Below are 18,202 nucleotides of genomic sequence, written 5' to 3'. Positions count from 1 at the left end.
AAAAACTTTACTATATTAATTCCTTAGTGCCTTAGTGCCTTTGTGGTTCCTTCTACCGTTAAAAAAATGGCGAAGGGATTGAGAATTAAAAACCGAAAGCTATAACAAAAACCCGGTTTATGGATTTAAACCTTTGCTAACGCTTCAATTGCGGCTTCTAATGCTAAGGAAATATGTGTCCAATGGGTTCCACCTTGACAGAAAACAATATAAGGTTCTCTTAACGGCCCATCGGCGGAAAATTCCGAGGTACTCCCATCAATAAAAGTGCCCCCCGCCATGACTAAATGACTTTCATATCCGTGCATTTCTGCGGGTACAGGTTCAAGATAGGAACCAATCGGAGAATATTGTTGAATCGCCCGACAAAAGGCAATTAACTTATTAGGAGAACCCAACTCAATAGCTTGAATCACATCCCGTCTTGGTTCAAATGGTAAAGGATTAACTCGATAACCTAATTGATTAAAAACATAAGAGGTTAAATGGGTTCCTTTAATTGCTTCTCCCACCATTTGAGGCGCTAAAAATAACCCTTGAAACAGAATCCGATTCTGATCAAAAGTTGCCCCTCCACTGCTACCAATACCCGGCGCTGTTAATCGACAGGTCGCCGCTTCCACCAAATCTTCCCGCCCAGCAACATAACCCCCCGCTTGTACAATAGTTCCCCCCGGATTTTTAATTAAAGAACCCGCCATTAAATCCACACCAACGGCCGTTGGTTCCCGATTTTCAATAAATTCTCCATAACAATTATCCACAAAACAAATAGTATTGGGATTCTGTTTTTTAACAATATTAACAATTTTCTCAATCTCATCAATCGACAAACTAGAACGCCAAGAATAGCCGCAGGAACGCTGAATTAAAACCATACGGGTTTTAGCGGTTATTGCTGACCGTAGACCTTCCCAATCAATTTTTCCTTGAACAGTTAGCTCCAATTGGCGGTAAGATATGCCAAAGTCTAATAATGAACCTTGACCTTGACCGCGCACACCGATCACCTCCTCCAAGGTATCGTAGGGAGCGCCAGTTACCGCCAGCAGTTCGTCCCCAGGACGCAAACAACCAAATAAGGCACAGGTAATGGCGTGGGTTCCAGAAACAAACTGCACTCGTACCGCAGCAGATTCGGCCCCCATAATCTCGGCAAAGACTTGATCCAAGGTTTGACGTCCCAAATCATCGTGGCCATAGCCTGTAACACCTGCAAAGTGGTGAGTTCCAACTCGGTAGCGACGGAAGGAATCTAAAACTCGTTTAAGATTATGCTTGACCTGCGTGTCAATACCAGAAAAAATCGGAAATAGTTCCTGTTCTGCTTCTTTTAGCTGTTCGATGCTGGATATCATCACTGAACTCAATCAATTTGTGGGCGGTGCATATTATGACGCAAATAGGACTCTTTTGTTAAAAAAAAAGCTCGAATTTTCGTTTCTTCATGACGATTGCAACTTCACCTCAATATAAGCCCGACTGGATCACCATTATTTTTATGGTGTCGCTCCATGCTGCTGCGCTGCTGGCATTTTTGCCCAGTAACTTTAGCTGGCCCGCCGTAGGCCTAGCTCTATTTTTACATTGGGTGACGGGAGGCTTAGGAATTACCCTAGGATTTCACCGCCTGGTTAGCCATCGCAGTTTTGAAGCTCCCAAATGGTTAGAATATTTTTTAATTTTTTGTGGAACCCTCGCTTGCCAAGGAGGGCCGATTGATTGGATCGGGTTACACCGTCTCCATCATCAATATTCCGATTACGATCAAGATCCCCATGATTCCACAAAAGGTTTTTGGTGGAGTCACATGGGCTGGATGTTGTTCCATACTCCGGCGGATGAAGAAATTCCCCGTTTCACAAAAGATATTTCCGATGACCCAGTATATCAGTTCTTCCAAACCTACTTCTTGGTAATTCAAGTGGTATTTGGATTCTTGCTGTATCTAATGGGCGGTTGGCCTTTTGTGGTTTGGGGTATTTTCTTTCGGGTGGTGGTGATGTTCCACTGCACCTGGTTTGTGAATAGTGCTACTCACAAATTTGGCTATCAAACCTACGAATCGGGGGATTCCTCCCGTAACTGCTGGTGGGTCGCCGTTGTTACCTATGGTGAGGGTTGGCATAATAATCACCATGCTTTTCAATATTCCGCCCGTCACGGTTTGGAATGGTGGGAAATTGACTTAACCTGGATGACCATTGCGCTGTTACAAGCGTTGGGGTTAGCCCAAAAAGTAAAATTACCCCCCGCCAATGCTGAAGCCCAACGTATCTAAAATTGCCGATTACCCTGAACAACGTGCTTCAGGGTCATTAGGGCTTCTAAACCTATTAACCCCCGACGATATCCTTTCTGGTTAGAAATTCCCAGAAAAATTGCGTCTCCTCGGTTCAAGTGACGGGAAAATCGAGGAGACGCATTAATAAAGGTCAAGGCACTATTGACATCCTGCGCAAATTTTCGACTCTCGGAATAGGATTCGGTGGCTAAACAGTTTGCGTGACCGCTACTATTGGTATTCATCCAAATAATAGCTTGTTGTAAATGATCTACCCTTTTAAAAGCAACGGTGCGAGTTAAATAAGGTCTTGACCATTCTGTTGTTTCTGCTAAAATTAATTCCGAAAATTCTTGAGCGAGCCCTTCATCTCCTCGCAGTTCAAATCCAGCTTCCCGTAAGTTATTCCATAATCGCACTAGGGATGAGCTTTTTTGATTAGGATCAATCAGAACTTTTTCAATGGCATTAACGGCATCCGGTTTACCATCATGACTATCTAAGATCATCCATCGCACCGTATCCACACTTGCCGTAGATGACCAGTATAAATAACAATTTCCCATGGCGGAACGCAAGACGGGAACCGTAGATTGATTTACGACCTGCTGCACAAAATTGGGGCGACCGTAGGGAATGACTAAATTGATATATTTGTCTTGAGTAATTAACTGTTTAATCGGAGTATGGGGTTCTGACGGCAGCATTTCTAAACAGCCTGGGGGAAGTCCTGATTCCTCTAAGGCGAGTTGCAAGGTTTGAACAATCATCTGATTAGAATGGCTGGCTTCTGTTCCCCCTAACAGCACTAAACTATTGGCGGTTTTTAAACAGAGTCCCGTCGCAATCGCCGCTAATTCGGGGAAGGCTTCATAAACCAACGCCACTACCCCCAGGGGAATCGGTTGAAAGTAGGTTTGTCCCTGTTCAAGTTGATAGGAAGCACTCATCACCCGACCAATGGGATCGGGCAGTTGTCCCAGACGTTCTAAAATTTGAACGGTGGTTTCTAAGCGTTCTGGGGTGAGTTTCAGCCAGTCGGTGATTAATTCCGATAACCCTAGGTTGCGACTGGCTTCTAAGTCGAGGGTATTGGCTTCTAAGATGTCATTCTGTCGCGATCGCAATGCTTTCGCCATCAGTTGCAAGGCGAGACTTCGATCTGCCCCTCTAGTTTTGGCTAATTCAAAACTAGCAAGGTAAGCACGACGCAAAGGATTATCGGTCGGAAGGAGAGAGAAATCATCAATTATCATGCCGCTAACGCCTGTAAGCGAGCCAAACCATCAATGCGGGTAACATCGCCAACACAATAGCAACCATCGCCCATAACACCAGATTTGGCCCAGGTGAATACAAGGCTAATGGTAACCAGATCACTAATGGAACTAGGAGCATCCCCAAAGCCATGGGTAAATAGTGGGCTTTTAACCCAGGACTGGCTCTATTCCATTGATGACCTGTCCAACGCCAAGCCTGTTTATAAGGATAATGGGTGGCGAGTTGTTCTAAGCAATAACCACTCTCATCGACAACAAAAATTTGCTGACAGCGATCGCAGCCAAAGGCTTCTGTCAGCGCAATCGGAACCAACCGCCCCTTTCGCCGACAGGGACAAGGATAATCCCCATTCAAATCAATCTTTTGAGCTTTTTGGGATGGCACAAGCGATCCGTTAATTTAATAATGTTTTTACAATAATTAAGTCAAAACTGGCTATTGCCAATTATTATACTCAACTCCATCCTTCCCAGTATCCTTCCCTCGTTCCCAACTTCCCCTCGTTCAAGCAAGTGATCGGCACTGTCACACTCTTATTTGCTTGTTGATTCTCATTTAAAATTGCCAAAAATTTCAATAATTTTAATGAATTTTCACACTCTCTCTAATGTTTTTCCGAAAAGTTGAGGTTTGGGTAAAGGCTCATCATTTTTCAACGCCGACTCTATCAGTAGTTCTAAAACTTCTTGTGCATTCTTTAACGCTTCTTCATGGGTATACCCATGGGTGTGACAATGTTCTCCCCATTCAGGAAGGCTGACCACATAACACTGATCTTCTTCTGACCATTGAATAATGATAGTATAAGAGCTTTTCATCGTTGTTGATCCTCCTTGATTTTAGCAAGTGTATTTAAAGCATTTATAACATCTCGTTCTTGATAGGGTTTGGCATCATTCCCATCCTTTCCTGATAAGATTACTTTTCCTGACAAAAGATAATGTGACCATTTTGTATGGCTTCCTTTACCCGGTTCATCAGTAAAACCTGCTTTCAGAAGAAGGCTTTTTAATTCCCTAATTTTCTTTGGCATTTTTCTAGGTTAGCTTAATAGGCATAATTTTAATCGGTTTTTGGCGGAAGTTTGCATGAGATTAACTGATTATATTCGAGGAAAAAGGTAGGGATGTCGATAATTTTAATTAATCTTTTCTTCTTTTAATTCTTCAGTTTTTTCTTGAGAGGTTAACTCTTTTTGCACTGCATTGGGTTCCATGATTAGAGTCTGAATCGGTTTATTTGAACTGTTTATATTGTCGTTTTGCTGTTGATTATTTGGATTTTGATCGTTGGATTGGATATAGAACCAAATTCCCAAAGCTAAAGAGACGCAAAACAATATAGCTAAAACAGATATAACTATTCTTTTTTGAATAGATCCTTCATTTGCTTTTCTACCTCCTTTTGAATGTCTATCATCGCTTTGTTTATACCCTTGAATATTTTCTCGAAAGTTAATTTCTTCTTCTTTTTGACCTCCGCGTTCATCAACAAAATTTGCTAATCCTCGCCAAACTTTTGCCTTTTTAAAATCAGCACGACTTTGAATTCCTGTAACTACTACTAAAGGTCTATCTCCTTCAGGTAAGGATCGTTCTTTTAACTCATCTGCTAATTGTTTAATAGTATCCTTAGAGTTTATCTCTAATTTCTTGTCTAATGATTTAGAAGGTGAGCAATTCTCTGGCTCTTTTTCTAAAAGGGATCGTAGAGATTCAAATTTTACATCAAAACCGTTTTCTTCTCCAGCAGGTACAGAATTCTCTATAGTCTCCTTCAGTTTAATTTCACCAGTATCAGATAAGAAAATTTTACTTAATAAAATTTTACTAGCTAAACTACGAATTTTTGCCTCATTAACATGATCATCATCATCTTTTAATATCCATGCAACAGAAATACGAATAATTCTATTTTGGTAATCTCGTCTTTCAGAAGAAATACCCGTCACAATTAATACGAATGCCTCCCCTTTTCGACCTATTAGGAGTGAAGGAGAATCTTGTTGCAACAAGCCAATAAAACTTTTAATAATATTTGGCTTTTCAATAATTTTTAGTTGTTCATCAATCCAATTGTAATCATGTTCTGGAGATTTACCAGCACTCTCAACAAAAATTTTCATCTTTAGCTCCTTAACCAAGTTTATAAGTATTTTTCTCCTTGAAGTTATAAGTATTTTTCTCCTTGAAGAACAACAAAGCCATCTTTTGGATTACTTTTGCAATTCTCAGCTACTTTTTGCGCTGCTTGCTTAAGATCTTGATCCAAATTAAAAAAAGCTCGAATAAATCTAAAAGGGCCCCAATGGTAATTACGGTTATATATTTCTAGCTTGAGTAGAAATCGGAGTATATACCTAAAAGGCTGTTCACTATCTTTAGGGCTATATTGTGCATCATGACAAATTTTATGAAATTTAAAATGAGGATATTCTTTACCCCCTTCTTGGATCACATCAATGCCAGAAAAAACCACTGTTCCTACCGTTTGAACGGGAGTAATAACACTAGCCACCCAAGGATATACAAGATCAGAATTTAAAAATCCCAGTAAGGTAGAATATCCCTCTCTAACACGGCGCAATAACTCTTTTTTAGACTGTTCATTTTTAAGATAGGTTTCACACTTAATTGGCACAAAAATTATTAAGCGCGGTTCTTTTAGCTCTTGAAAAGCTCTAGCAATAAAATCTTTAATTTGTTGAGGTCTATTAATTAGATCATGATATCGACCTTTTTTTTCTATTAATGCTGGTGTATCAATTACTATCAACAAAATTCCAGATTTATTCAGGATTTCTTGAATTTTATTTTGATCAGAAATATTTTTTCCTCCTAAATATCCTCCCTTATAATCTTCAAATTTTAAACTCATTGATGGTTTAGAACCTTTTTTCCCAAAGTTAAAGGTATAGGAAGTAAAATCGTTATCGCCTTGAAGTCCTCCTGTAGCTTCAAAGTCATCTAATAAACTTTTTAACTGACCTAATTTCTCTTGTAATTTTGCAGAGCTTTTTAGATCAGGAATTAGTTGTAAATTAGTTGTACCAACAGTATTTTCAAACTGATCATACATCGCTGTTAATAAGCTAGTCTTACCGACTCCTTTAGCTCCTAACATTGTTATTTTAATTTCCTGTGACATTTAAGTTAAATCTCCTAAGCTATAGGTTTAAAAATTGTATGAGTTGAGGTTGATTGCATTGAGAGACTTTTTCAAGTAACTCTAGCCATTCCTTTTGGAGCTTCCTGTTGGCTTCAATTTGTTGAAATTCCAGCCAAATTAAACTCTTATTTTGTTCAAGGAAAGTTTGCCATTCGTCTTTAACTCCATCAGCGCGAAAAATTCGGTCACTAAATTCTTCAACAATTGCAAAAGCAGCTTGACTAGGTTCTGATAAAATATCTTCTAAAGTATCCTCACAATTATAGACTACTTTAGCATGAGCTACTCTTAAAATATCTAAAATTTGTTTTGCTGAAGATTCACCAGAAAGATGAAACGCAGTTAGTTCATCCGGCGTTAAGATATCTAAGTTTTGACGGATACGGTGCTGTACTAACCCTCGGTAAGATAGCTCAAACTCAGCTAACATTTGAAACCCAAATTTAATTTTACTCGGCTGTTGATAAATCAACTGTTCAGGAATTAAATTAGCGATCACTTCGATTAACTTCTCTTGCCTTGCATCAGTTAATTGGCCTAAATATTTAACAAATATATCCCCAACCTGAGCCTTAACTTCTTTCATTGAAAGTTTTAACCCTTCATCTAAACCTAAAAAATGTTGTGATAAATTAGCTCTAATTTTATTTAAGTAATCAGGGTAAGCAATCTGATAGCCTCCTAACTCTGCTTTTTTACTTTCAATTTGTTCAAGATCGGGTAGCCCTGTATCAGTTCTACAAATACTAAGAACTTCTTCTAACTTATTCTTAAAAGCAATATCTTCGTTTTCTCGTTTATTTCTTAAATCTTTAAGTAGCTTGTCTAATGCAGTTGTCATCTCATCATAGGCTTTATTAAACAGGGGTAGAAATCGAGATAAAACAGATGAATCAATCCTTTCCTGTCCAAAATATTTTAGGGCTTTTTCTAACTCTACCTGAATTGATACCTGAAGTTCCTTAATTCTAACTTGGTAAATTTCTGTGTACTTTTCATCCATTTCGTTAATTTTATTAGTTAAATAGTCTAAAACCATTTCAAGAACTTGGCTAGATTCTTCATAACTAGAACAATCAGCTATTTCACAATGAACAAACTCCATTGATTTATTTAAAGGGCTGGGTTCTGATTTTTTCTCTATCTTATCCTTAAAAGTTAGGCAAAGATCTGATTGTTGCACATCATCGCTAATATGATTGATCAGTAAAAAAGCTCGCTGAGGTAAATCCTTAACAACCTGATTTGCTTTATCATATAAATCAGTATCATTTTTTTGCCATTGATCTCCCATTCCATCAGGACGACGAACAAACAAAATAATGTCAACTTCTTGCCCAATTGTTTGTAGCATTAATTCTTCATCGCCTAACTTAGTATCTCCCAAACCAGGAACATCAACTAAAGCAATTTTCCCAACATCAGGATTTCTGAAACAGGAATAAATTTTAACTTCCTTAACTGCTAAATGATGAAAGTAACCGCTTCGATTTTGCGTAATATATTGAGGAATCTCTGTTTTGCTGATATGGATAACTTGTGGAGTTTCTCTAAGTAAAGAACGATATTTGCTCAAATCTTGATGATATTTTTTTAGATGCTCAATCATTTCTCGATTTGTTGCCCCGGTTAACAAATTTGGTAACGGTCGAGCAAATTCATCTAAAGTTTTAGGTAATGCGCCTAATCTTAAGTGTTGAAAATAAGGATGAATAACTTCTTTAAGAAATGAGTCTTGAGAATGGAAGATTACTCTAGCATAAGTTTCCCCATCATGATGATAAACGGTACTACGAACTGCGGTACAAGCCTCACCAGGTAGAGAAGGAATTTCATCATTCGTTAACCCGCTTAAAGTTTGTAAGAGACGACTTTTGCCTTGTCTCATCCGTCCTACGACCCCAATATTTAAAGTATCTCTGGAAAATCGTTCTCTGAGTTTATATAATGCCCCTAAATTTTCAGAAATGTCATTTTGGAATTGGGAAAAGTCAAGGTTTTGTAACTTTTCTTGAGTAGCCGGATCGTCAATTTTACTTAATAGTTGATGTCGATGTTCTTCTAACCGATAAAGTTCATCCGTGAGATTACGGAGATTAGTTTCTACCTGAGCAATTTTCTGAGCCAGGGGTTTCCGCTTATCGATAATTTGATTAATTTTCGTCGTTCTGTCCATATTTTTTTTATTAGCTATTTTCTATAACCTTAGCCGTTTATTGATTTTTTGACAACCTTAGCTACAGAAAAAATGAGAGGTTTTTCTCTTACACCTGTCAGTTATATGACTTACCTAGAAATCGGATTTCTCGGATACCTTATGTAGAGTTTATTGACACCCCTGAACACAAAAAATCAGGTTTTTTGAACAGTCATGAAAAAATCCTCAGTTAACCTGATGGGGTCAATCTGAGGATTTGTCATGGCACTAAAGCGCCAACTATAAAGTTTCTAAGCGGGTGATGGGATTCGAACCCACGACATCAACCTTGGCAAGGTTGCGCTCTACCACTGAGCTACACCCGCAACTCGTTCACCTTTTCTATGATTCCAAAAATCTTGAGATTTGTCAACCCCTTTCCCAAAAATTTTTAGAACCTCAGAATTTAAAGGGTTTCCGACTGCTGTTTTACCCGTTCCCCAGTTAAAGCTGGACTAGCACTCCCAGATAAAACCGCCGTAGAATCCACCGTTGTTGCTGCACTTTGCTTAATTTGACGCATTAAATTCGCCATCTCAATCGCATCCATCGCATAGTTCCAACCGTGATTAGCCTTGATTCCGGCTCGTTCTAGGGCTTGCTGCATGGTGTCGGTGGTCAGAACCCCGAAAATCACTGGAACACCCGTTTGAAACGCCGTAGCTGCGATGCCTTTGGAAACTTCCGATGAGACATAATCAAAATGGGGCGTTTGTCCCTTAATTACGGCCCCTAAACAAATAATTGCATCATAGCGACGGGTTAAGGCCAACTGATGAGCCACTAATGGAATTTCAAAACTACCCGGAACCCAAGCATAATCGACTTGTGTTCCCTGGGGATCGGGATCAATCCCATGTCGTTTTAAACAATCTTGACATCCTTCTAAAAGTTTGGTTGTGATCAAATCATTAAACCGACCAATCACCATGGCAAACCTTAAGGAGTTTGTCTGGGTAAAATTTCCCTCAAAAACTGCCATTTTTATTATCCGATCCTTTTTGTTAACAAAAGTTAACAAATATATAATTTAAGAAATAAATCGCTAGGGAATCTTAGGTTAAACCGCTTAGGGCAATTGTCCCAAACCGTCTAACTTTCAATTCCCCTTCTGAATTAAACCACTAGGTAGTTTAATACACCAACTAAAATCACTAACACGAACCAAAGACCGGAACCCACATAAAGCAAAGGCTTAGATTGGCTCCAGTATTGGGGGGAGGCATAGGCAAAGGGAACGCCTACTACCAGTAAAAAGGATAAAATCACCAGTGCCGCAAGGACAACTTGAAACAGAATTGTTAACATTGTTTTTTCCCAACTTGACTTGGCAGTAAGTAAAAATACTGCTGACAGGCTCACCGAATCCTGTTTAGCGGTTTAATTATTAAAACTACCAGAAATTGCCACTCGTGAGAAGAAGTTAAACGGTTAGTCCAGGGGAGGTGGGACTTTGTTGATTTTTCGTTACAAAAATCTAAAATTGCCCTATGGTGATCTCAGACGCCTATGGGGAGTGACGAAAATTAATTAAGAGTTTGATGAGAATCACTGTGAAATCCCGGAGTTATTCTTATACTAACTAAGAGGTTAATAAAAAAACAAATATTCCTAACCTGATTTTACTCCCTCTGTTTATAAATGGCCATCATTAAATCATTTTCCAGGCTTTGCCTGAAATCATGGATGGTAGGGCAGTATAAGTAATATCACCGGAACGGAAAAGCTGAATCCTACGTCACCCCCGATCAAGGGTGTCCCGTTGCGAGAGCTAACCCCCGTAAGTGCAGCCTCTGATTACTGGAGCAACTGAGATAGAAACTATGCCAGCCACTAAAATTGATGCCGACAACAACTTAAACCCCTCTTTTCAGGACTATTCTGAGCCTGATGAGGTAATGAATCAGGATCTTGAGCCTGATTTGGATGATTTAATTGATTTGGAGATAGAGAATGCCAGCGATGTCAAACTCCAGAAGCCCAACAATAATCGTCGTACAACAGATTTAGTTCGATTGTATCTCCAAGAAATTGGTCGGGTGCGTCTGTTGGGGCGGGATGAAGAAGTATCAGAAGCCCAAAAGGTACAGCGTTATCTGAGGTTAGTTGACTTACGGGACAATGCTGCCGAGCAGGATGAGGGACTGATCAATACTTATGTGCGATTGATCAAAACCCGGGATAAATTATCGGCTCAGTTGGGTCATCGTCCATCTTTAGAGCGATGGGCAACAACGGCTGGGGTTGATGTAGCCGAACTCAAGCCGATGTTAGCAACAGGAAAAAGGTGTTGGGCAGAAATCGCGGGTTTGACCGTTGAGGAATTGGATCAGATTCAAACCGAAGGGATACAGTCCAAAGACCGGATGATTAAAGCGAATTTGCGTTTAGTGGTATCGGTGGCGAAGAAATATCAGAACCGAGGTTTAGAACTACTAGATTTAATTCAAGAAGGAACTTTAGGATTGGAACGGGCGGTGGAGAAGTTTGACCCGACCCGGGGATATCGTTTTAGTACCTATTCTTATTGGTGGATTCGTCAAGGGATTACCCGAGCGATCGCTACCCAAAGCCGCACGATTCGTCTTCCGGTTCATATTACCGAAAAACTGAATAAAATTAAAAAAGCACAACGGAAAATTTCTCAGGAAAAAGGTCGTACCGCTACTATTGAAGATATTGCCAATGAGTTAGAAATGACTCCGATTCAAGTCCGAGAAGTGTTGCTTCGGGTTCCCCGTTCTGTGTCTTTGGAAACGAAGGTAGGAACGGATAAAGATACGGAATTAGGGGATTTACTCGAAACCGAGGAGGTCACACCGGAAGAAATGCTGATGCGTGAATCTTTGCATAAGGATTTACAAAACCTTTTAGCGGATTTAAGTAGTCGGGAACGGGATGTGATTCTGATGCGCTACGGTTTGGGGGATGGACACCCCTATTCCCTGGCTGAAATTGGTCGGGCGCTGGAATTATCCCGGGAGCGAGTCCGTCAAATTGAGGCTAAAGCTCTACAAAAACTGCGTCAACCTAAACGGCGTAACCGGGTTCGGGATTATTTGGAGTCTTTGAGTTAATCCTTAATCGTTTATAGAATGGGCTTTCATAGCTCCCGATAACTATAGTTATCGGGAGGTTTTAGTTTCAATAACTGTTTTTTTGATAATCCAGAAATTTTTTGTGTATCATTGTCAGTATGCAAGCTTTATTGAAAACAAAACAATTGAGCGTATGGCTTTATATACAACAGTCTCTTTTAAATCCGAACTTAATGATAAGGGTTGGCGGTTGACGCCCCAACGGGAAACGATTTTACAGGTCTTTCAGAATTTGCCGAAAGGAAATCATCTGAGTGCGGAGGATTTGTATACTTTACTTAAAAGCCGAGGGGAAGCGATTAGTTTATCGACAATTTATCGCACATTAAAATTAATGGCGCGGATGGGGATTTTACGGGAATTGGAATTGGCTGAAGGGCATAAACATTATGAGATTAATCAACCCTATCCTCATCACCATCATCATTTAGTTTGTGTTCAGTGTAATAAAACCCTTGAGTTTAAAAATGATTCTATTTCTAAAACCAGCATGAAGCAGGCGGAGAAATCGGGGTTTCATTTATTAGATTGTCAGTTAACTATTCATACGATTTGCCACGAGGCTTTACGCATGGGTTGGCCGTCTTTGATTTCTACTAATTGGTCGTGTTCAAAGGTGATCGCTGATGGGCCTTCTGAAATAGACGAAATTGAGTGTCAGTAATCAGTTATCAGTCATCAGTTAACTGATAACTGATGACTGAATTAAAGGCTACCAAATAAAACGGTATCCGCATTAGGGCCATAAAATGCTCTGGCCTGTGCAACAGCTTGTTGGGTTAAACCATCGTAAACTCCATTAATTGGGCCGTTATAAAGTCCTTGGATTCTTAATCGCTGCTGCAACTGTTGGACGCTACTTGTACCGGAAATAGGGGGAGTTGTTGCTACAAATACGACGGTGCGATTAGGGGTTGCAGAAACAGGTCGAGTATTAAATAAAGAGTTTTGAGTGGTGGGGCCTGCAATCCCGGTTACTGTGACTCCCCGGGATTCTTGAAACCAAATTAAGGCATCTTGAGTTGCGGTATCAAAACAGCCATTAATCGGGCCATTATAATAGTTTAAATCGCGTAAACGCCGTTGAATTTTTCTTACTTGCGGGCCTGTATCTCCGAAAGAAATGATAGATAAAGGATTCTGAATCGGAGCCTGGGGACGTTGAACAATAGGAATTCGATAGGGAATCCCAGGAACATTGGGATTTAAAGCGAATAATGTGGCTGATGCAACAACTCCGTTAGCAGAGATTCCACGAGATTGTTGAAACCGTCTAACCGCCGCTTCGGTTTCGGGGCCAAAATAGCTGGTAATTAAACCATCATAAAAGCCTAGGGTTTGTAACCTTTGTTGTAATGCTGCAACCTCTGGCCCGCGATCGCCTTGTTGTAAAGTTGTACCGGGGAAAATAGCATTCTGAGCAGAATTAAGGCCGCTATTAAGTAAGGCGAGGGTAGCTTCCGTGACTAAACCCGTTGCCGGAATATTATAGTCCCGTTGCAGTCGAATCACGGAATTTTTAGTGATACTTCCAAAATTGCCTGTAGGTTGTTGGTTAAAATAACCCAGGGTTTGTAACCGTCTCTGTAAATCCGAAACCCCAGGGCCACGATCTCCCTCTCCCAAGCCAATTAAATCCCGATTATTGCCAGTATTGCCAGTATCAAGGGGGGGGCTGATAATGCCTCCTAAGCCCAAAGCCGCTAGGGTTCTGGGGCCAACAATCCCATCGGCTGATAAACCCGCATTTCGTTGAAAGCGAATCACCGCTTCTTGAGTTAGACCGCCAAAATTACCTGTAGCATTGGCATTAAAATAGCCCAATTGTTGTAAGCGCTGTTGAACTTGCCTGACTTGATTTCCCGAATCTCCTCTGGCGATCTCAGCTTGGGCGGTTTGGGCAACAGTTAAAACTGAAACAGCTACAGCTAAAGCCAGAAAGTAGCGGTAGGTTTGACTAGAAAGTTTTTTCCAGTTAACCTGATTTAATCCTGAGAATTGATTACAAACAGGATCTTCATAGGTTAAGGCTAAGGCCAAAAACGCATAGGATTCAATCATGGTTTTTTTGGGGAAACATTATTAATAGACTTTAACCTTTCCAAAAATTAGGTCTTGAAAGATTAGTTTCCCCTATTGTAGATCAGGTTTCAAAGTGAAATTTAAACCCAACCTGCGCGATCGCAAATTAAAGCTACAATCACTGCAAAAGCCGTAATTCCTAAAGCCACCCAAGGACTTTGACCTTGACTAACAGCAAAAGAAGTGGCTACACCCGCGCCTAATGCTGCGGTTACGGCGGACTCAAGGGGATCGCGTTGTGAGTGTTTAGGGTTCATAAGCTAGGGGAAGTTGGATTGACGCCATAGTTTTGAATGGGTTTAACCTATCACCTAGAGCCATAAAGTCTATTGATTTTCGTCTGAATTGCAATTAAGCGTTAGGTTTAGATACGTTTCTTAATCAATCTGAAGAATTTTTACCCGCAAAGCTTGTATTTTTGTGAAGATATGTTACTATGCCTAGAATTACATCAGCAATTTGTGTACCTGTTTACAAAGAAAATCGCCTGACTATGAACCATACAGCCCAAATGACCAAAAAATTCCTGATTCTTTTAGCAACTGTTAGCAGTGTAGCCGCCCTCGGTGCTTGCGGTCAACCCAGTGCCAATAATACCACCCCTGGACAACCAACCACCGAACAAGCCGCCGGAACTACTGGGTCTACCACAACCCCTGAAACCACCGCCAGCACCGCTTCTCCCTCTCCCGCCACAGGTACAACCGCCAGCACTGCTACCACGACTCCAGCCGTTGCTTCCGAAAAGACTGATACTACAACCAATTTAGTTTCCAACGAGTCGGAAAGTATTGTTCAAATTACTGCGGCTAACCCCTCTTTCAGCACCTTTACTAAAGCAGTTGAATCTGCTGGTTTGACTGAAACCCTCTCTGCTCCAGGTGCTTACACCGTTTTCGCACCCACCGATGAAGCATTTGCAGCTTTACCTGCGGGAACTTTAGAAGAGTTAATGAAGCCTGAAAATAAAGAAAAATTGGCTAAAATTCTCCAATATCATGTTCTAGCAAATAAAGTCGCCTCGGCTGAAATTAAACCAGGTGAAGTCGCTACGGTTGAGGGAGATCCTGTAAATTTAGAAGTAGCTGAAGGTAAAGTTACAGTCAATGGCGCCGAAGTTATTCAACCGGATATTAATGCCAATAACGGCGTTATCCACGTTATTAAGGTTGTAATTCTTCCTCCTGGTGTCGGATCTCCTACTACATCCCCTGAAGCGACATCTCCTACTACTACATCTCCTGAAGCAACATCTCCTACTACTACATCCCCTGAAGCGACATCTCCTACTACCACACCTACTACTGCCCCTCAATAGGATTTCAGGAGCTATCTAATTCAAGATTAATCTATTTTTAGATGATCTCAAAACCCGGTTTCGACAAAGTTACCGGGTTTTTTAGTAATCAAAATCAATATCTAATTTTAACTGAGTTGCATTGATTTCTTTTTGTTTTTCGGCGGATTTTAAGGATATCGGATGTCAACAACCTGAAACCCAAGAAACTGGGTTTGGTGCAACAATCCTTATATAGCGATCCTATTTGAATTGTCATATTTTTTCAAATTTAACCCTGACGGTAGGGGTAATTCATGAATTACCCCTACCACGATTGATTTAGGATTGCTATATCCTCACCCAGATTTAAGGAAGAAACCCGGTTTCTGAACTCCCTGTTGAGGTATAATTGAACAAGTTAGGTATAATTGTTGTTAGTAATACTTTTAACCTAAGTTGGTTAGCGATCGCTAATTCGCTTCTATAATTTGGTAATTATGCAGGTTAGACCGGGAACATTGCGAGTTGAGTATCGGGGGAAACGGGTTCAAAATGCAAGACAATGATTTGCTCTGGACGCAACCCAATTGATTCATAAGTGCGACCCGTGCGATGGTCACTAAATTCGACTTCAAAAGCCGCCCCATTTGCCAAAATTTCTACCACTGTTCCCACTTGTCCTTGCCACAAATTATACTGGGGAAGGTCAACGTTGAGAGCGACCACATCTAACAACTTGATGGTTTTGGATTTCATAAACATTGCCTCTATTTATTACAGGGGGTAACAGGTGGTTAACTTGGGAATATCTGAACCCTGCTCGATAATCCAACCACTCCTAAGCGTTGTACTTTTATTTTGCCATTGGACGGTAAAATCGAGGGTGTAACGTTGACCAAATTCATCTAGTCTACCGAGTTGCGCTTCTTGAGTTTTAACAACTTCCAGCAGAATTTGGCGTAATTCTTCCGCATCATCAGCAGTCATCCCCAGAATAGACGAAAACAGCCGGGCTTTGTGCTTACCGTCGTCGTGTTCTAGGTTGAGGCAGTAGTCCCGTAGTTTACGAATATCAACCACTGCATTCTCAGCATGGGGAATCAGCATAGAGAAGTATCTAAACAAGTAACCCTAGTTTATCTCGAAATTGAGTCGCAGGGTTTCTGCAACAATCTTTGTCTCTCAACCCAGATTTAACCAAGAAACCCGATTTCTGAACTCCCTGTTGAGTATAATTTAACCAGACTTGCATCAGGGAGTTAAGGTTATAACTAATAGTTCCCAGGACATAGTTGCTTCTCAATTCTGTTGCAGATTTATTCTGGTATTGATCTGTACAATAGAAGTGTGGTATTGATCAAACTCAAGGAGAAAAACAGTAATGAACCGTCTAGCAATTGAATATCTAACAGATGGTAATGGCAATCAAACCGCCGTAGTTATTCCGATTGAATTATGGAGAAATATATTACTTCAAGACACTGATTCAATCGAAACAATAAAAGAAAATATTGAGGACTATTGCCTCAACAAAGCAATGGATGAAGCAAAAATAACTCCTCTACTTGGCCGTGAACAAGCGATTGATTTTTTAGCGGAGGATGACGATTGAAAGTTGAATATAGAAAACTCTTTTTAAGAGACATGAAGAAGCTCAAAAAACAAGAGGTTTATGCGTCTATTTATGATTTAGTCTTTACAACTTTGCCAGACGCTACATCTGTTCAAGAGTTACCGAATGTTAAAGCATTGGTGGGAACATCAAACCGATATCGTATCCGAATAGGCAACTATCGGATTGGTTTTGAGGTTAATGGAGATCAGATAGAACTCATGCGGGTTCTACACCGTCGGGACTTCTATCGGTATTTTCCTTAAAGAAAACAGTAAAAATAGCAGCCATCCCGATCCGCCAGGGTAATATTAAAGTAGACTTGCATCAGGGAGTTAAGGTTATGACTAATAGTTCCCAGGACACGCCGACTAAACCGCCTAATCATTTTTAAAATAATCTCTATCTCCTCTATTCCCCACCCCTAACCATGAACGAACAACGCCTCAACGCCTATCTAACTTTAATTGACAATCTTCTCACCTGTCCTAGTGGCGAAGAATCGCAAATATTACAGGACAATCAAGAATTACTGGATCAAGATTTCCTACAGTTTTTATTAGCAATATCCTCACAATTGCAGGAAGCCGGAAGACAACAGGATGCGGAATTTTTAATCAATTTAGCCCAACAATTATCGGTTTTTCTAGGTAACACTAATTCCCAGGAAGATTATTATAAGTTTTTAATGGAAGTTTTGCAAGCGGTTTCAGATAGTGATGGAAATCGTCAAATTGTTTATCCCCTATTCCAACAAAACCTCGATAAACTCGATGAAAATTTAGCCCAAACTTTAACTACCTGGGCAACGGCTCAATTTAAGGAAGTTTCCCTAGAAACTGCTTACAACATTGCAGCAGATATTGTCAATTTTGCTAATTTAATCCAACAGTTTTCCCTGGGAAGCCGAAAGAACAATTTAGAAATTAGTATCGCAGCCTATGAAGCTGCATTAGAAATTAGAACCCATGCAGCATTTCCTGAAGATTGGGCAGGCACTCAAAATAATCTGGCTATTGCCTATTCTTATAGAATCAAAGGGGAAAAAGCGGATAATATAGAACGGGCGATCGCAGCCTGTAAATCGGCATTAGAAATTTATACCCGCGCAGCTTTTCCTGAACAATGGGCAGGCACTCAAAATAATCTGGCTATTGCCTATTCTTATAGAATCAAAGGGGAAAAAGCGGATAATGTAGAA

At 40.3% G+C, this 18,202-nt stretch carries 20 protein-coding genes, 1 tRNA gene and 1 pseudogene; 7 read left to right on the top strand and 15 right to left on the bottom strand.

Annotated elements, in window-relative coordinates; translation table 11 throughout:
* Positions 1–125 precede the first annotated feature (125 nt).
* A complete protein-coding gene (locus AC559H_RS21970; RefSeq protein WP_026794928.1) occupies positions 126–1,358 on the bottom strand; it encodes a methionine gamma-lyase family protein in 1,233 nt (410 codons plus the stop codon).
* 89 nt (positions 1,359–1,447) lie between these two features.
* Between AC559H_RS21970 and AC559H_RS21965 the strand changes: the two genes are divergently transcribed.
* Positions 1,448–2,281, top strand: a complete 834-nt coding sequence (locus AC559H_RS21965) for an acyl-CoA desaturase (RefSeq protein ID WP_026794929.1) — start codon at positions 1,448–1,450, stop codon at positions 2,279–2,281.
* On the opposite strand, the gene AC559H_RS21960 is transcribed toward AC559H_RS21965, so the two are convergent.
* The 10 genes from AC559H_RS21960 to psbZ form a co-directional block, all read right to left on the bottom strand.
* Positions 2,278–3,540: a glutamate-5-semialdehyde dehydrogenase gene (locus tag AC559H_RS21960; protein ID WP_026794930.1), complete on the bottom strand. Its 1,263-nt coding sequence runs from the start codon at positions 3,538–3,540 to the stop codon at positions 2,278–2,280. The two genes, AC559H_RS21965 and AC559H_RS21960, sit on opposite strands and share 4 nt — an antisense overlap.
* Positions 3,541–3,544: 4 nt before the next feature.
* The gene (locus AC559H_RS21955) at positions 3,545–3,949 is read right to left on the bottom strand and encodes a hypothetical protein (RefSeq protein ID WP_026794931.1); all 405 of its coding nucleotides are present in this window, start codon (positions 3,947–3,949) and stop codon (positions 3,545–3,547) included.
* Positions 3,950–4,158: 209 nt separating this feature from the next.
* Complete coding sequence (locus AC559H_RS21950; protein WP_026794932.1) at positions 4,159–4,383, bottom strand: type II toxin-antitoxin system HicB family antitoxin; 225 nt, start codon at positions 4,381–4,383, stop codon at positions 4,159–4,161.
* Entirely contained in the window at positions 4,380–4,598 is a 219-nt protein-coding gene (locus AC559H_RS21945) for a type II toxin-antitoxin system HicA family toxin (RefSeq protein ID WP_026788467.1), read from the bottom strand. Before AC559H_RS21945 ends, AC559H_RS21950 begins: the two co-directional genes overlap by 4 nt.
* Before the next feature lie 105 nt (positions 4,599–4,703).
* A complete protein-coding gene (locus AC559H_RS21940; protein ID WP_026794933.1) occupies positions 4,704–5,690 on the bottom strand; it encodes a hypothetical protein in 987 nt (328 codons plus the stop codon).
* 44 nt (positions 5,691–5,734) lie between these two features.
* Positions 5,735–6,712: a hypothetical protein gene (locus AC559H_RS21935; RefSeq protein WP_026794934.1), complete on the bottom strand. Its 978-nt coding sequence runs from the start codon at positions 6,710–6,712 to the stop codon at positions 5,735–5,737.
* Between the two features lie 19 nt (positions 6,713–6,731).
* Positions 6,732–8,909 (bottom strand): dynamin family protein, encoded by a 2,178-nt coding sequence (locus tag AC559H_RS21930; protein WP_026794935.1) that lies wholly within the window; start codon positions 8,907–8,909, stop codon positions 6,732–6,734.
* A gap of 275 nt (positions 8,910–9,184) precedes the next feature.
* Positions 9,185–9,256, bottom strand: a tRNA-Gly gene (locus AC559H_RS21925).
* Between the two features lie 80 nt (positions 9,257–9,336).
* Positions 9,337–9,912 (bottom strand): 6,7-dimethyl-8-ribityllumazine synthase, encoded by a 576-nt coding sequence (ribH, locus tag AC559H_RS21920; RefSeq protein WP_026794936.1) that lies wholly within the window; start codon positions 9,910–9,912, stop codon positions 9,337–9,339.
* Between the two features lie 134 nt (positions 9,913–10,046).
* The gene (psbZ, locus tag AC559H_RS21915) at positions 10,047–10,238 is read right to left on the bottom strand and encodes a photosystem II reaction center protein PsbZ (RefSeq protein ID WP_026788463.1); all 192 of its coding nucleotides are present in this window, start codon (positions 10,236–10,238) and stop codon (positions 10,047–10,049) included.
* A gap of 515 nt (positions 10,239–10,753) precedes the next feature.
* On the opposite strand from psbZ, the gene sigC reads away from it, so the two are divergent.
* Both sigC and AC559H_RS21905 read left to right on the top strand, forming a co-directional pair.
* A complete protein-coding gene (gene sigC / locus AC559H_RS21910) occupies positions 10,754–12,007 on the top strand; it encodes an RNA polymerase sigma factor SigC (protein ID WP_026794937.1) in 1,254 nt (417 codons plus the stop codon).
* A gap of 154 nt (positions 12,008–12,161) precedes the next feature.
* A complete protein-coding gene (locus AC559H_RS21905; protein WP_026788461.1) occupies positions 12,162–12,692 on the top strand; it encodes a ferric uptake regulation protein in 531 nt (176 codons plus the stop codon).
* A gap of 41 nt (positions 12,693–12,733) precedes the next feature.
* Here AC559H_RS21905 and AC559H_RS21900 read toward each other — a convergent pair whose 3' ends face one another.
* Together AC559H_RS21900 and AC559H_RS21895 are read right to left on the bottom strand one after the other, a co-directional pair.
* Positions 12,734–14,089, bottom strand: a complete 1,356-nt coding sequence (locus AC559H_RS21900) for a peptidoglycan-binding domain-containing protein (RefSeq protein ID WP_051319613.1) — start codon at positions 14,087–14,089, stop codon at positions 12,734–12,736.
* Between the two features lie 101 nt (positions 14,090–14,190).
* A complete protein-coding gene (locus AC559H_RS21895; protein WP_162832333.1) occupies positions 14,191–14,367 on the bottom strand; it encodes a hypothetical protein in 177 nt (58 codons plus the stop codon).
* 179 nt (positions 14,368–14,546) lie between these two features.
* Here AC559H_RS21895 and AC559H_RS21890 point away from each other — a divergent pair, with 179 nt between their 5' ends.
* A complete protein-coding gene (locus tag AC559H_RS21890; RefSeq protein ID WP_202806309.1) occupies positions 14,547–15,428 on the top strand; it encodes a fasciclin domain-containing protein in 882 nt (293 codons plus the stop codon).
* Positions 15,429–15,893: 465 nt separating this feature from the next.
* Here the strand turns inward: AC559H_RS21890 and AC559H_RS21885 are convergent, their stop codons facing one another.
* Positions 15,894–16,145, bottom strand: a complete 252-nt coding sequence (locus AC559H_RS21885) for a DUF4926 domain-containing protein (RefSeq protein WP_026794938.1) — start codon at positions 16,143–16,145, stop codon at positions 15,894–15,896.
* A gap of 18 nt (positions 16,146–16,163) precedes the next feature.
* Positions 16,164–16,496, bottom strand: a complete 333-nt coding sequence (locus AC559H_RS21880) for a DUF6883 domain-containing protein (RefSeq protein ID WP_026794939.1) — start codon at positions 16,494–16,496, stop codon at positions 16,164–16,166.
* A 274-nt stretch (positions 16,497–16,770) separates the two neighbouring features.
* Between AC559H_RS21880 and AC559H_RS21875 the strand changes: the two genes are divergently transcribed.
* The 3 genes and pseudogenes from AC559H_RS21875 to AC559H_RS21865 all read left to right on the top strand — a co-directional run.
* A complete protein-coding gene (locus tag AC559H_RS21875; protein ID WP_026794940.1) occupies positions 16,771–17,001 on the top strand; it encodes a RelB antitoxin-like protein in 231 nt (76 codons plus the stop codon).
* Positions 16,998–17,267 (top strand): type II toxin-antitoxin system RelE family toxin, encoded by a 270-nt coding sequence (locus AC559H_RS21870; RefSeq protein ID WP_026794941.1) that lies wholly within the window; start codon positions 16,998–17,000, stop codon positions 17,265–17,267. Before AC559H_RS21875 ends, AC559H_RS21870 begins: the two co-directional genes overlap by 4 nt.
* A 164-nt stretch (positions 17,268–17,431) precedes the next feature.
* A pseudogene (locus AC559H_RS21865) lies at positions 17,432–18,202 on the top strand (tetratricopeptide repeat protein); the annotation flags it as partial.

Source organism: Planktothrix prolifica NIVA-CYA 540, from assembly GCF_963864145.1.
GTDB lineage: Bacteria > Cyanobacteriota > Cyanobacteriia > Cyanobacteriales > Microcoleaceae > Planktothrix > Planktothrix agardhii.
Note: the sequence above shows the minus strand (reverse complement) of the source record. Positions and strands in the feature narration are given on the sequence as shown.